This window comes from Pseudomonas prosekii (assembly GCF_900105155.1).
In the GTDB taxonomy this organism is placed as follows: Bacteria; Pseudomonadota; Gammaproteobacteria; order Pseudomonadales; family Pseudomonadaceae; genus Aquipseudomonas; species Aquipseudomonas prosekii.
In genome coordinates this window covers 4,861,176-4,875,145 of the sequence record NZ_LT629762.1, presented here as the reverse complement: position 1 = coordinate 4,875,145, position 13,970 = coordinate 4,861,176, and the positions used below count along the sequence as shown (strand labels likewise).

The following is a 13,970-nucleotide window of genomic DNA, read 5'->3' as shown; positions in this document are numbered from 1 at the left end:
GTTTTACTGCAGTTCGACCGGCGCGCTCGACACCATCGGAGCAGCGCCATTCGGCACGGCGATCTCGACGGGCAGGCCATCTTCGGCAGCCACCACGTCACGCACCACATCCCAGTTCATGCGCAAGTTGTTGGTGATGTCTTCACGCTTGAGCATCGCGTTGATCACCGCGGTGTGCTTGTCGACCACCGACGGGTTGCCGTTGTCGTCGAGCGGGGTGTGCGCTTCGAGGTAAACCTTGCCGCCGCTGACGCCAAACTTGTACGGGTCGTTGATGATCCGCACCGACGTACCGACCGGCACCATGCCGGCCATTTCCAGTACGTTGTTGTTGAACATGCGGAAGCAGCCGTGGCTGGTGCGCATGCCGATGCCGAACTTCTTGTTCGAACCGTGAATCAGGTAGCCCGGCGTGCCGAGGTTGAACTTGAACGGGCCCAGCGGGTTGTCAGGACCGGCCGGCACCACATTCGGCAACGGGTCGCCGTCGGCCAAGTGCTCAGCCTTGATCGAGGCTGGAGGGGTCCAGGTCGGGTTCGGTGTTTTTGCAGTGATGGTGGTGTGGGCAATCGGCGAACCCCAGCCCTCACGACCGATCCCCAACGGGAAGGTGTAAACCACGTCCCGGCCTTTCGGGAAGTAGTAGAGGCGGTATTCAGCGAGGTTGATGACGATGCCTTCGCGCGGGCCCGGCGGCAGGATGAAGCGGGTCGGCAGGACGATTTCGGTGCCGGCGCCCGGCAACCAGGCATCGACGCCGGGGTTGGCCGCGACCATTTCCGAATAGCCGAGGTCGTAGGTGGTGCCAAGGTCGGCGAAGGTGTCTTCGTATTTGGCCTTGATCACCTGCACCTGACCGATGATGTCTTCACCGGGCGGTGGCAGAGGCAACTCTAATGCTGAAACCGGACCGGCCACACACAGGGCGGCAAGGGTCAGGCAGCGGGTGACAGCAGGAAAGCGCGGCAACATCCGGAAAATCCTTCGCGTGGTCGACTTGGGGTAAAAAACGGATTGTACACTGGCCTCCCGGAATTCGGGGAGCCCGGCGGCGCGGCAGGCGATGCATGACGTTTTTTCGGCATGCGCGAGTGAAGCCCGCAACCACAGAAACCCTGTGGCGAGCGAGCCACTGTGGCGAGGGGGCAACTGTGGCGAGGGGGCTTGCCCCCGTTCGACTGCGAAGCAGTCGTAATCCGAACACCACATTACTGACCAAGAGTCGCGGCAACTGTTATTGAGGGGCGCTTCGCACCCCGACGGGGGCAAGCCCCCTCGCCACAGGGGTGGGGTGAAACTTTAAGGTTGGATAGACGATTACAGCTCGAAACGCAACTCAGGCCAGATCGGCGACGTGCCGCGCTTCTGCGATTCGAGGATCGCCCGGCACAGCGAGCACAGCCGCTGATCCTGAAACACTCGGCGATCCACGCTCGACCAGCGCGGTTGCGCCGGCAGCAGGCTGCCGCACAACGTCCGATCTGCCGAACCGCCGAGTTCCAGCTGACGCGTCACCAGATGCACCCGCACTTCCTGGCAGGCGAACAGATCCAGCTGTTCGTCAGGCTCGATCAGTTGGTAGGCAAAAAGGGACCAGGCAGGACGCGGCATCGGGGGCTCCAAATCGGGGGCGCCACCTTAGCCGAAACACCGTCACTAGAAAAGCGTCAAAGCAGCGGTTTTAGCGTCGGCCAGACATTTTCCAGCAACTTGTCCTGAGCCGCCGCAGCCGGGTGCAGGCCATCGGCTTGCATCAAGTCCGGGTGACCGCCGACGCCGTCGAGGAAAAACGGTACGAGGGGGATTTTTTTCTCCTCCGCCAGCGTGCCGTAGACCTGCGCGAACTGCTCGGTGTAGCGCTTGCCATAGTTGGGCGGCAATTGCATGCCCAGCAGCAGGACTTTGGCGCCGCTGGCCCGAGAGCTGTCGATCATCGCCGCAAGGTTTTGTTGCAATTGCGTTGGAAGCATCCCGCGCAAGCCGTCGTTGCCCCCCAATTCGAGGATGACCAGCTGCGGTTTATGCTCTGCAAGCAGCGCCGGCAGGCGTGCCTGGCCTCCGGCACTGGTGTCGCCGCTGATCGAGGCATTGATCACTTTATTGTCGAAACCTTCGCGCTTGAGCCGTTGCTCAAGCAGCGATACCCACCCCAAGCGGGTATCCAGTCCGAAACCGGCGCTGATACTATCGCCAACGATCAGGACTGTACCCGCCGCTGCGTTCTGGGCCATGCACATCAAGGCCAGGCCAGCACTCAAAAACCACACTCGCATCGGATTCTCCATGGGCGCAAGCATTCTCACCGCGAAGAACCTCAGCAAAGTGGTTCCCAGCGCGGAAGGTGAACTGACTATCCTGCACGAACTCAGCCTGGAACTGAACAAGGGCGACAGTTTGGCCATCGTCGGCGCCTCCGGTTCCGGTAAATCCACCCTTCTCGGCTTGCTCGCCGGCCTCGACCTGCCGAGCAGTGGCGAAGTCACGCTGGCCGGGCAGGCGCTGAGCAATCTCGATGAAGACCAACGCGCGCGCATTCGTGCCGAACACGTCGGGTTTGTGTTTCAGTCGTTCCAGTTGCTCGACAGCCTGAATGCGCTGGAAAACGTGATGCTGCCGCTGGAGCTCGATGGCCGCAAAGACGCCCGGCAACGCGCCACGCAATTGCTCGAACGCGTCGGCCTCGGCCAGCGCCTGACTCATTCGCCACGCCAACTCTCCGGCGGCGAACAGCAACGCGTGGCGATCGCCCGGGCATTTGCCGCCGAACCCGACGTGCTGTTCGCCGACGAACCGACCGGCAACCTCGACAGCCACACCGGCGAGCGCATCAGCGATCTGTTGTTCGAATTGAACAAGGAACGCGGCACGACGCTGGTGCTGGTCACTCACGACGAACGCCTGGCACATCGTTGCCGGCGCCTGATCCGCCTTGAAGCCGGCCTGCTGGTCGCCCCTCTGGAGCCTTGATGGCACGCCTGCCGCTATTGCGCCTGTTCAGCCTCGCCATCCGCCAACTGCTGCGCGACGCCCGCGCCGGTGAGCTGCGGGTATTATTCTTTGCATTGCTGGTAGCCGTGGCGGCGAGTACCGCCATCGGTTATTTCGGCGCGCGCCTGAATGGCGCGATGCTGCTGCGCGCGACCGAATTTCTCGGCGCCGACCTGTTGCTCGAAGGCAGCTCGCCAGCGCGACCGGAGCAAATCCGCAGCGGCACCGAGCTGGGTCTTGAACATGCTCAGGTGGTGGAATTTTCCAGCGTCATCGCCACCGACAACGGCATTCAACTGTCGAGCATCAAAGCCGCTGACGACGTTTATCCCCTGCGCGGCGAACTGAAAAGCGCCCCGGCGCCCTTCGCTGCCGAAGAATCCGGCGGCGGGCCGAAATCCGGCGAAGCCTGGGTCGAGGCGCGACTGCTGACGGCGCTGGACCTGAAGATCGGCGACAGCATCGACGTCGGCATGAAAACCTTGAAACTGGCGCGTGTGCTGACTTACGAGCCCGACCGCGCCGGCAATTTCTACAGCCTGACCCCACGCGTATTGATCAACCTCAGCGACCTCACGGCGACTGGCGTGGTGCAACCCGGCAGCCGGGTCAGCTACCGCGAGCTCTGGCGCGGCAAAGCTGAGGCGCTGGAAACCTATCGGCAACTGGTCAAACCCGGCCTCGCCCCCAACCAACGCCTGCAGGATGCCCGCGACGGCAACCGACAGATCGGTGGCGCGTTGGGCAAAGCCGAACGCTATTTGAATATGGCCAGTCTGGTCGCGGTGTTGTTGTCCGGCGTCGCGGTTGCGCTGTCGGCAACGCGCTTCGCCACCCGTCGTTTCGACGCCAGCGCCCTGCTGCGATGCCTGGGTTTGTCACGCCGGGAAACCATGGTGCTGTTCAGTTTGCAGTTGACCGTGCTGGGTCTGCTCGCGAGTCTCAGCGGTGCCCTGATCGGTTGGCTGGCACAACTCGGGCTGTTCGCGTTGCTGCACGACTTGCTGCCCACCGACGTGCCACCGGGCGGCTTGCTGCCGGCGGTAGCCGGGATCGGCACCGGGCTGGTGGCACTCGCCGGTTTTGCCCTGCCGCCGCTGGCCGCTCTCGGCCGGGTGCCGCCATTGCGTGTATTGCGCCGCGACATGTTGCCGATTCCGTCCAGCACCTGGATGGTCTACGGCGCAGCACTCGGCGCACTCGGCTTGATCATGTGGCGCCTGAGTCTGGATCTGGTGCTGACTTTTGCCCTGCTCGGCGGTGGCGTAGTCGCTGCTGTGGTCCTCGGCGGTTTGCTGCTGCTGCTACTGAAAAGCCTGCGCCGGATGTTGGCCCGCGCTTCGCTGCCGTGGCGCCTGGGGCTGGGCCAATTGCTGCGCCATCCACTGGCGGCGGCTGGTCAAGCGCTGGCGTTTGGTTTGATTCTGCTGTCGATGGCGTTGATCGCCCTGCTCCGTGGCGAGCTGCTCGACACCTGGCAGAACCAGTTACCGAAAAACGCCCCGAACTACTTCGCATTGAACATCCTGCCGGCGGAGAAGCAAGCCTTTACCGATCGTCTGGTCGAATTGTCGGCGCAGTCGGCGCCGCTGTATCCGGTGGTTCCCGGTCGCTTGATCAGCATCAACGGCGAAGCGGTGCAGGACATCGTCAGCAAGGATTCGGCCGGTGACCGGGCGATCCAGCGTGACTTGAGTCTGACCTGGGCGGCGGACCTGCCGGCCGGCAACAAGCTCACTTCGGGTAGCTGGTGGAGCGACCAGACGCCGGACGAGGTTCCGGGAGTGTCGGTTGAAGGCAAAGTCGCCGAGAGCCTGAAACTCAAACTGGGCGATCACATGGTGTTCACCGTTGGCGGGGTCAATCGCGAAGCGAAAGTCACCAGCCTGCGCGACATCAACTGGGACAATTTCCAGCCGAACTTCTTCATGATCTTCCAGCCCGGCACCTTGAAGGACTTGCCCGCGACGTACCTCACCAGTTTCTATCTGGCGGCCGGTCACGATCAGCAGATTGTCGACCTGTCCCGGGCGTTCCCGGCAGTCACCATTTTGCAGGTCGAAGCTTTGCTGGAGCAGCTGCGCAGCATCCTTGCGCAAGTCACGCTGGCGGTGGAATACGTGTTGTTGTTCGTCCTGGCGGCGGGGATGGCGGTGCTGTTCTCCGGTTTGCAGGCCACCCTGGATGAGCGGATTCGCCAAGGCGCGTTGCTGCGAGCCTTGGGCGCTGAACGCAAACTGCTGGTCAAGGCGCGGCGGATCGAGTTCGGCCTGCTCGGCGCGGTCAGTGGTTTGCTCGCGGCGATCGGTTCGGAAGTGGTGAGTCTGGTGCTTTACCGCTACGCCTTCGACCTGCCGTGGCAGCCGCATCCGTGGCTGCTGGTGTTGCCGTTGATTGGCGCAGTGCTGATCGGTGGCGCCGGTGTGTTCGGCACGCGCCGCGCGCTGAACGCCAGCCCCCTGACAGTCTTGCGCGAGGGCTGACAGGTCCTGGCACGCAGCCCAAAAGTCGGCATGAACCGGCAGCGCGCTTCACCCTGAAAAGTGCAGCGCGGATGCCCGCCGAACTGTTTGCTACGAGCTATTTGACGTATGTCACCTGGTTGATCCACCAGAGAATTTCTCCGGTGGGCGTCTGCACAACCGCCTCATCACCTTCCTGTTTCTTCAACAGTGCGCGCGCCATCGGTGAATCAATCGAAATGTAATCGTTGCGACCATAGATCTCGTCATATCCAACGATTCTGAATTTCTTGATCTCGCCTGCCTCGTTTTCAACCTCCACCCAAGCGCCAAAAAACACATGCCCCTCTTGTTCCGGAGAGTAGTGAACAACCCGAACGTCTTCGAGACGCTTGCGCAGATACCTCACCCGACGGTCAATTTCTCGCAGAAGTTTTTTGTTGTATTGATAGTCGGCATTCTCGCTTCGATCGCCTAAAGACGCCGCCCACGTAACCTTTCTGGTGGTATCAGGGCGTTTTTCTCTCCACAGGTAATCCAGCTCTTGCTTCAGGGCTTCATGGCCCTCAACGGTAATGATGTTCGTACTCACAAATGCCCCGCCTCTCAATCATTCACTGGCGAGCAGCGCTCTGCCGCGTGCAACCAGCCTATGGACGTAGCAATACACGGCGCCGTCGTGTCTATCCAGATAATTATTCTTCCCTCGATAGTTTCCGTTCAAGAGGCGCCCCGCCTAGCCGCTCCGTGCACAGGTTGCCTGGATAGTCATTTCGAAACCCAATCCTTGAACATGCTCGTCCAGCGCTTTGACAACAAACGCCTACCGCAGGGTGAAGTTAATATTCGCTTTACCGAATATTCGCTAAAACGTATATTCGGTTTTTCGTATGCGTCTGGGTCAACTAAGGCTTTGCTATCAAAGCGCTTCAGCGATTGCCATCCGCCATACGCGCCAGGACATCCACAAGCGCATCAAGCTCTCCATTTGCTTTGAGACCGAACATCAGGAGGATCCGTGACAGAGCCCATGAACCCCACCACTTTGTTCAAGTGCCTGGCAGACGACACCCGCGCCAAAATTACGCTGCTCGTCGTCAGTGAAGGCGAGCTCTGCGTGTGCGAGCTGACGGCGGCACTCGACCTGAGTCAGCCCAAGATTTCTCGTCATTTGGCACTGCTGCGCTCTGCCGGTTTGCTGATGGATCGTCGCCAGGGCCAGTGGGTTTACTACCGACTGAATCCCGATATGCCAGCGTGGGTGACTGCGGTGTTGAAAGACGTCGTAGACGCCAATCAGCAATGGCTGGAAACCGAGACGAAACGCCTGTGCTGCATGAACGACCGTCCTGTCAATCAGGCGATGTGCAGCTGATTCACGTCCGAACCGGGTTAATCAAAGGCTGATTGCCAGCCTGCGCGCCTCGGCATTGCGCCTCAATTTCTGAATCAGGGAATCTGCTGATGAAAGTCTTGTTCATGTGCACCCACAACAGCTGCCGCAGCATTCTGTCGGAAGCGCTGTTCAACCACTTGGCGCCGGATGGCGTAGAAGCGGTCAGCTCGGGAAGTTTTCCCAGTGGTCGAGTCAATCAGCGCGCATTACAAACGCTGGAAGCGGCGGGCGTTTCCAGCACGGGGTTGAGCAGCAAGGCGTCGGACGCGTTTGCAGGTTCGCCTCCAGACATTGTCATTACCGTCTGTGATCGGGCTGCAGGTGAAGCATGTCCGATCTTTTTCGGGCCAGCCTTGAAGGCGCATTGGGGCTTGGCCGATCCGTCGCAAGTCACCGGTTCAGACGCCGAGATCAGCGCAGCGTTTGAAGCCACCCTCGGCAAGATTCGCGAACGCGCGAGCGCCTTTTTTGCGCTACCGCTGGAGAACATGAGCGCCGACCGGCTCAAAACTGAACTGGACCGGATCGGTTCGCTTTAAAGATCAACCGAGGCGGCGCCCTGCCCCGGCGCCGCCGCAGGAGTTTATATGCACGACACATTGCCCAACGTACACGCCGACCTGATCGACCATCCTTCGCTGGAGCAACTGGAGCCGCGCACGCCGTCACTCCATAAGCCACGCATTCTGCTGCTGTATGGCTCGACGCGAGAACGCTCTTTCAGCCGCTTGGTGATTCAGGAAGCCGCCCGCCTGCTGGAGGAGTTTGGCGCCGAAAGCAAGATCTTCGACCCCTCGGGTTTGCCGCTGCCGGACGATGCGCCGCAGACCCATCCCAAAGTTGCGGAGTTGCGCGAACTCATGCTTTGGTCTGAAGGCCAGGTGTGGTGTTCCCCTGAGCGCCATGGCGCCATGAGCGCAGTGTTCAAGGCCCAGATCGACTGGGTTCCGCTGGCGATGGGTGCTGTACGACCCACGCAAGGAAAGACCCTGGCCGTGATGCAAGTGTGCGGCGGTTCGCAGTCTTTCAACGTGGTCAACCAACTGCGGATACTGGGTCGGTGGATGCGCATGTTCACCATCCCGAACCAATCGTCGGTGGCCAAGGCGTTCACTGAATTCGATGACGCCGACCGGATGAAGCCGTCCGCCTACTACGACCGACTGGTGGACGTGATGGAAGAACTGGTGAAGTTCACACTGCTGCTGCGCGATCGTCAGGACTATCTGGTTGATCGTTACTCCGAGCGAAAAGAGTCCGCCGAAGAATTGTCCCTGCGTGTCAACCAGCGCTCGATTTAACCGCACATTTTTGGTCCTGCATTTGAATCACTGCAGGATTGGGAGGTCATCTGCAAGGAAGGCTGATTTGAGCAAACCGATAGCGGTACGAAGTCCGAGTAAAAGTCGGCCTGGGACCGGGATTAACTGCTCGATTGGCCATCAATGAGCCAGGCGTGAATGGCTCCAAAACGAAAATGGCGTTAGCATTCCGTCCATTCGGCTTAAACAGCCTGTTTTTCAGATCAGGGTCGCATTGTGGAAAAGCTAAAACGCCTCCAAAGTGGAATAGAAGGGCTCGACGCTCTGCTCAAAGGAGGGCTGGTCGCGGGCGCTTCATACATAATCCAGGGGCGCCCGGGGTCTGGCAAAACGATCCTCGCCAACCAGCTCGGGTTCCATCATGCGAACAATGGCGGCCGGGTTCTGGTCGCCACGCTGCTGGCCGAGTCACACGACCGTCTTTTTCAGTTTCTTTCGACCCTGAGCTTTTTCGACTCGTCCAAAGTTGGCGCCGAAATTCAGTTTGTCAGCGCATTCGACACGCTGGAAAACGAAGGGCTGGATGAGGTTGTGAAACTGCTTCGGCGCGAGATCAGCCGCCAGAAAGCCACAGTCATGGTGGTCGACGGTTTGCTCAATGCGCGCTCCAAAGCCGATTCGCACATCGACACCAAGAAATTCATTTCAGAGTTGCAGGGGCACGCCGCGTTCGCGGGTTGCACAGTGCTGTTTCTCACCAGCTCGCGTCTTGACGACGGCAGCCCTGAGCACACCATGGTTGATGGCGTCATCGAGATGGGCGAAGAGCTCTATGGCACGCGCTCGGTCCGTCGCATTCAATTGCGCAAGACTCGTGGCAGCGGCGCAATGACCGGTCTTCATGAGTGTGAAATTACCGATCAGGGCTTGGTCGTCTACCCTCGCCTGGAAAGTCTTTACAGCCACCCCTCCGCCCCCGACAGCTCCGACTTGACGCGTATTCCCAGTGGCATTGGCTCGCTTGACGGCATTTTGGGTGGCGGCCTGCACAGTTCCAGTGTGACGCTGGTGATCGGCCCGTCAGGGATTGGCAAAACCACGCTGGGCCTCAAATTCCTCGCCGAATCGACGGTGGAAGCTCCGGGCCTGCATTTTGGTTTTTACGAAAGTCCGCAACGGTTACGGCTCAAAGGCCTGTCCTTGGGCATCGACATCAAAGGCATGGAGGACAGCGGCGCACTGACCATCGCCTGGCAGCCGACGACTGAAGGCCTGCTCGACGGACTCGGCGCGCGGCTGCTGAGCATCGTTGAAGAAAAAGGCATCAAGCGCCTGTTCATCGACAGCCTCAGCGGTATGACGCGAGTGTCGACCAATCCGGCGCGCATTACTGATTTCTTCAGCGCGTTGATGAACGAGTTGCGATCCCGCGGTGTGACGGTATTTGCCTCCTGGGAAATGCGCGATTTGTTTGGCTCTGAGGTCACCGCACCCAACTCTGACCTGTCGAGCATCGTCGATAACCTGATGTTGATGCGCTTCTCCGAGAATCACTCTGAACTAAGCAGGACGCTGTCCATTCTTAAAGTACGAGATAGTTCTTATGACCCCTCGCGATTTGAGATTGTCATTGAAGATCACGATGTTTTCCTGAAAAAGGCTTCAAGACATGAGCCACCAGTCCCTACTGAGACATCTGCGGGTTCAAACTCTTAAGCTTTTGCGTGGGTTGAATTAACATGACCACCATCCTGGTCGTCGACGACGAGTACTTGATCGCTGATATTCTCTGCTTCGCGCTGGAGGATGAAGGGTTCATGGTGGTGACCGCCAGCAATGGCCGAAAAGGACTTGAGGTGCTGGACAGAGAAAGGCCAGCCTTGATCATTACCGACTTTATGATGCCGGTCATGGATGGCCTGGAATTCGCCACTGCCGTGCGAGCCCAGCCCTCAGTCAATCATCTGCCAATCATCTTGATGAGCGGCGCTCAGGCGCACATCGGCATGCAGCGCTCGGATTTGTTTGATGTTGTATTGGCGAAGCCCTTCAACATCGACCTGATCATTGCCGAGGTTAAAAAGCTCCTCGGCGCAGATTAGTCGTCAGCGCCGAGTAATCAGCCCCTGGCGGGCAACGCGGGTCAGTTGCTTGATCATTTCCGGCGCGTCGTCGAGGCTCGGCGAATGAATCACCGCCAAATCGAAACTGTCGCTGGCAAAGCGCGCCAGCGATTCACCGTCTTCAACAAACTGGATCAGAAACGCGGCAGGCCCGCCGCTGCGCCGTGGCCAGCCGTCGAGATAACGCAGAAGCGTCGGCTGATGTTTGCCGCCAAGCAGGATTTTTGGATTGCGCTGGGTGAGATGTGCCGTGATCGGCGCGGGGCGTACAACGGGGCTTAGTGCATTCATGGGTCGTGTCTCTGCCTCAAAAGTCTGCATGGCAGGTGAGAGGCAACACCGAACCAGCGCTTTAGCGGTATTTCGAAGCCGTGACGCAAGCTTCTATCGGCAACTGAATGAGTCACCTGGCGCCCCGCAAGTAGCTGTTTAAATCGGCGCATGAGCGGCATCGTAGAGAAACTGACCGAGCAGTGTCAAGAATGACGCCAAACAAAAAAGGCCCGCACAATGCGGGCCTTTTCGTTGAGCCAGAGCGGTCAGCCGGCGATTGCGCGGTCTGCCGAAAGCTTGCCGGCGCCTTCGATCAGCACCGCAATGCTGCCACCGAGCAGAGCCAGGGCGAACTCGTAACCGTTGTTGGCCATGAACAGGCCGTTGCTGATGTGCACGGTGAAGATCGCCACCAGCGACAGGAAGGTAAGGCCGAGTGCCGCAGGACGTACCAGCAAACCGATGATCAACGCCAGGCCAGCGAAGAACTCGGTGCCACCGGCGAGGATCGCCATCAGGTGGCCCGGCGCCAGGCCAAGGCTTTCCATGTACTGCGCGGTGCCGGCGAGGCCGTAGCCACCGAACCAGCCGAGGAGTTTCTGCGAACCGTGGGCAGCGAAGATGATGCCGACGAAGATCCGCAGAACAGTCAGGCCGTAGCCAGCGCGGGTAAACAGAACCTTGTTGATCAGAGTGCTCATGCTGTGTCATCCATTGTGAGTGTGTGTTGGTTGGCCGCCATATTAATCGGCAAATCGAATGTTAAAAGCGCAAACATTCCGCCATAACAATCAGTTTAGTCGATCATTTCCGTGAAGCGACTTTTTGCCCTTGAGGCTCCAACGATTCCCGCTCCCGATCGAACGCAAAGTAATACTTGTTCACGCTATTAACATAGCTGACGGCGCCCATTCCCACCTGCTCCATGGCAATGCGTTCGACCTGAAAGAACCATTGATTGGGGTTCAAGCCGCGCCGCCGGGCCTCGGCGCGCATGCCCTGCACGCGCTCCGGCCCCATGTTGTAAGCCGCGAGCACGAACGCCATGCGCTCGCGCTCGTTGAGTTTGGGGCTGGAAAAGAATTTGCGCCGGATCATCGCCAGGTACTTGGCCCCGGCCTGCACATTGGCGTCGAGGTTCTGAATATTGTTCACGCCGACCCGCTGCGCCGCCGACGGGGTGATCTGCATCAAACCGGTCGGGCCGCTGCCACTGCGCGCCTCGGGTTTCAGCGCCGATTCCTTGAACGCCAGCGCCGCGAGGTTGAGCCAGTCCATGCCTTGCGCATCGGCGTGTTTCTGCAGCACCGGGCGAAGTTTTTCCAGGCGCTGGCGGTCAGCCTTGGCCAATGGATAGTGGACTTGATAGAGCCGCCGATAGATCCGCAAGAATGCCACGTCCTGATCCGAGGGCTTTTTATAGGTGACCAGGAAGCGGTCGATGCTCGCGCGCAGCATCGATGCATCGCGGCGCACGAACCAGTATTCCTCGCCCGGCTCGCTGATCTGCACCTGCCGGTCGAGGCGCAGTTTCGGCAGGATCTTGCCCCAGCGCTCGGCAATCGGCTGCTCGACGATGGTCAGGTGAAAAATCCCGCCCTGAACCATTTCCAGCACGTCCTCGACTGCCAGGCTCGGGTCGACCCACTCGACTTTCACCGGCGCCAGTTTGTGCAGCGCGAGTTTCTGATTGATCTGACTGACCGCATCGCCAGCGGCGCTGCCAGTCGGCAATGCCAGGGTTTTGCCGGACAGTTGCTCCAGACGCGTATAACGGCGCTCGCCTTTGATACCGACCAGAATCAGCGGCACGTTACTGGCAATCGGCGCACTGGAACTGACCGCATGGCCCGCTTGCGCGTCGAGCAATTCGCCGGGCGCGACCAGATCGCCCTCGCCGCGCTGCAACGCGCCGAGCAGTTGATCCTTGGCTTTGGGGATGATTTTGAGGGTGATTTCCTGGCCATCGCGCGCGTGGCCATTGAGGTATTGCTCGAAAGCGCGCAGCCGATGATATTCGACGCCGATGGCCTGGCCCTGGACTTCGCCGGAGCTGTTGCGGCTCTGATTGACCAGGACTTTGAGCACGCGACTGCTGCGGATTTCCGCGAGGTCGCGGACCTTGCTCGCCGGCACGGCTTGCAGCGGGCCAGCCAAACGCGCGAGCGCCGGCATCGGCAGCAGCAACGAACAACACAGCAGTAGCAAAACCGAGGGACGTATCATCCACTCTCCGGAAAGAATACTGGTTGATTTCATGAGGTTTCATGAGATCTAACGACAGAAACAGAGCGCCTGCAGCGCTGGCCACGTACCGAAGATCGGCGCAATGATGGCATTTTCACCATCACAACCTGTCTTGCGGCATCAAGAGTCAGCCTCAACTTCTTGTAGTTCTTGGTTTTTCTTATAAATCTACAGCTCTGATATGCTTTCCGGCCTTTGGTCCGAGGTAGCACCATGCAACTCATCGATATCGGCGTCAACCTGACCAACCCCAGTTTCGACGACAAACACCAGGCTGTACTCGATCGCGCCTACGCTGCGGGGGTCTGCCAATTGGTGCTCACCGGCACCAGCGTCAACGGCAGCGAACAGGCACTGGAGCTGTGCCGTCGACTGGACGAGAGCGGCCAACAGCTGTTCGCCACCGCGGGCATTCACCCGCACAGCGCCAGTGACTGGAACGCCGACAGCGAGCAGCGCCTGCGCGGTTTGCTCAAGGAAGCGCATGTGGTCGCGGTGGGCGAATGCGGACTGGATTTCAATCGCGACTTCTCGCCGCGTCCGCAGCAGGAAAAAGTCCTCGAAGCGCATCTGGCGATGGCCGTCGACCTGCAATTGCCGGTGTTCCTGCATGAGCGCGATGCGAGCCAGCGCTTGCTGGAAATCCTCCGTGATTACCGCGACCAATTGCCGGCCGCCGTGGTGCATTGCTTCACGGGCGAGAAAAAAGCGCTGTTCAGCTACCTCGACCTCGACTTGCACATCGGCATAACCGGCTGGATTTGCGACGAGCGCCGCGGTACGCATCTGCATCCGCTGGTGAAGGAGATCAAGCGTGGGCGCTTAATGCTGGAAAGCGATGCGCCGTATCTGCTGCCGCGCAGCCTGCGGCCGAAACCGAAGAATGGGCGTAACGAGCCGGCGTATCTGACTGAAGTGCTGCGCGAAGTGGCATTGCATCGTGAAGAGAGCGAGGAAGATCTGGCGGCGCATACCACGGCGTGCGCACGAGCGTTCTTCCGGCTCCCCGCAATTCCCCAGTAACCCCAAATCCCCATGTAGGAGTGAGCCTGCTCGCGATAGCGTCCGCACATCAAACATTGATGTGACTGAGCATCCGCTTTCGCGAGCAGGCTCACTCCTACAGGGGAATGCGGCAGTCGTTGACCTGCATCAAAATTCGATTCCCTGCATAGCGGCACAATGCTGGCACCTTGCCAATGCTGTTTCCGCTATCAGA

At 59.7% G+C, this 13,970-nt stretch carries 15 protein-coding genes; 8 read left to right on the top strand and 7 right to left on the bottom strand.

Annotated elements, in window-relative coordinates:
- Positions 1-3 precede the first annotated feature (3 nt).
- The 3 genes from BLU01_RS22185 to BLU01_RS22175 form a co-directional block, all read right to left on the bottom strand.
- A complete protein-coding gene (locus BLU01_RS22185) occupies positions 4-972 on the bottom strand; it encodes a L,D-transpeptidase family protein (protein WP_092279516.1) in 969 nt (322 codons plus the stop codon).
- Between the two features lie 345 nt (positions 973-1,317).
- Entirely contained in the window at positions 1,318-1,611 is a 294-nt protein-coding gene (locus BLU01_RS22180; RefSeq protein WP_003226812.1) for a hypothetical protein, read from the bottom strand.
- A 56-nt stretch (positions 1,612-1,667) separates the two neighbouring features.
- Complete coding sequence (locus tag BLU01_RS22175; RefSeq protein ID WP_092279514.1) at positions 1,668-2,273, bottom strand: arylesterase; 606 nt, start codon at positions 2,271-2,273, stop codon at positions 1,668-1,670.
- Between the two features lie 10 nt (positions 2,274-2,283).
- Here BLU01_RS22175 and BLU01_RS22170 point away from each other — a divergent pair, with 10 nt between their 5' ends.
- Both BLU01_RS22170 and BLU01_RS22165 read left to right on the top strand, forming a co-directional pair.
- Entirely contained in the window at positions 2,284-2,967 is a 684-nt protein-coding gene (locus tag BLU01_RS22170; protein WP_092279511.1) for an ABC transporter ATP-binding protein, read from the top strand.
- On the top strand, positions 2,967-5,471 hold the full coding sequence (locus BLU01_RS22165; RefSeq protein ID WP_092279509.1) for an ABC transporter permease: 2,505 nt from the start codon (positions 2,967-2,969) through the stop codon (positions 5,469-5,471). Before BLU01_RS22170 ends, BLU01_RS22165 begins: the two co-directional genes overlap by 1 nt.
- A 97-nt stretch (positions 5,472-5,568) precedes the next feature.
- On the opposite strand, the gene greB is transcribed toward BLU01_RS22165, so the two are convergent.
- On the bottom strand, positions 5,569-6,042 hold the full coding sequence (greB, locus tag BLU01_RS22160; RefSeq protein WP_092279507.1) for a transcription elongation factor GreB: 474 nt from the start codon (positions 6,040-6,042) through the stop codon (positions 5,569-5,571).
- A 438-nt stretch (positions 6,043-6,480) separates the two neighbouring features.
- Between greB and BLU01_RS22155 the strand changes: the two genes are divergently transcribed.
- The 5 genes from BLU01_RS22155 (at position 6,481) to BLU01_RS22135 (ending at position 10,210) form a co-directional block, all read left to right on the top strand.
- The gene (locus tag BLU01_RS22155; protein WP_181381742.1) at positions 6,481-6,825 is read left to right on the top strand and encodes a metalloregulator ArsR/SmtB family transcription factor; all 345 of its coding nucleotides are present in this window, start codon (positions 6,481-6,483) and stop codon (positions 6,823-6,825) included.
- A gap of 89 nt (positions 6,826-6,914) precedes the next feature.
- Positions 6,915-7,385, top strand: a complete 471-nt coding sequence (locus BLU01_RS22150; RefSeq protein ID WP_092279503.1) for an arsenate reductase ArsC — start codon at positions 6,915-6,917, stop codon at positions 7,383-7,385.
- 48 nt (positions 7,386-7,433) lie between these two features.
- Positions 7,434-8,147 (top strand): arsenical resistance protein ArsH, encoded by a 714-nt coding sequence (arsH, locus tag BLU01_RS22145; RefSeq protein WP_092279501.1) that lies wholly within the window; start codon positions 7,434-7,436, stop codon positions 8,145-8,147.
- Between the two features lie 237 nt (positions 8,148-8,384).
- Positions 8,385-9,824: an ATPase domain-containing protein gene (locus BLU01_RS22140; RefSeq protein WP_092279499.1), complete on the top strand. Its 1,440-nt coding sequence runs from the start codon at positions 8,385-8,387 to the stop codon at positions 9,822-9,824.
- Positions 9,825-9,847: 23 nt separating this feature from the next.
- Positions 9,848-10,210 (top strand): response regulator, encoded by a 363-nt coding sequence (locus tag BLU01_RS22135; protein ID WP_092279497.1) that lies wholly within the window; start codon positions 9,848-9,850, stop codon positions 10,208-10,210.
- A gap of 3 nt (positions 10,211-10,213) precedes the next feature.
- Here the strand turns inward: BLU01_RS22135 and BLU01_RS22130 are convergent, their stop codons facing one another.
- The 3 genes from BLU01_RS22130 to BLU01_RS22120 all read right to left on the bottom strand — a co-directional run bounded on the left by BLU01_RS22130 (position 10,214) and on the right by BLU01_RS22120 (position 12,730).
- Positions 10,214-10,522 (bottom strand): aldo-keto reductase family protein, encoded by a 309-nt coding sequence (locus tag BLU01_RS22130; RefSeq protein ID WP_092279495.1) that lies wholly within the window; start codon positions 10,520-10,522, stop codon positions 10,214-10,216.
- A gap of 248 nt (positions 10,523-10,770) precedes the next feature.
- Positions 10,771-11,205 carry a DoxX family protein gene (locus BLU01_RS22125; protein WP_092279493.1) on the bottom strand — a complete coding sequence of 145 codons (435 nt, stop codon included), beginning with the start codon at positions 11,203-11,205 and terminating at the stop codon, positions 10,771-10,773.
- Positions 11,206-11,308: 103 nt separating this feature from the next.
- On the bottom strand, positions 11,309-12,730 hold the full coding sequence (locus tag BLU01_RS22120; protein ID WP_092279491.1) for an MltF family protein: 1,422 nt from the start codon (positions 12,728-12,730) through the stop codon (positions 11,309-11,311).
- 234 nt (positions 12,731-12,964) lie between these two features.
- Here BLU01_RS22120 and BLU01_RS22115 point away from each other — a divergent pair, with 234 nt between their 5' ends.
- On the top strand, positions 12,965-13,774 hold the full coding sequence (locus BLU01_RS22115) for a TatD family hydrolase (RefSeq protein ID WP_092279489.1): 810 nt from the start codon (positions 12,965-12,967) through the stop codon (positions 13,772-13,774).
- Positions 13,775-13,970: the final 196 nt, after the last annotated feature.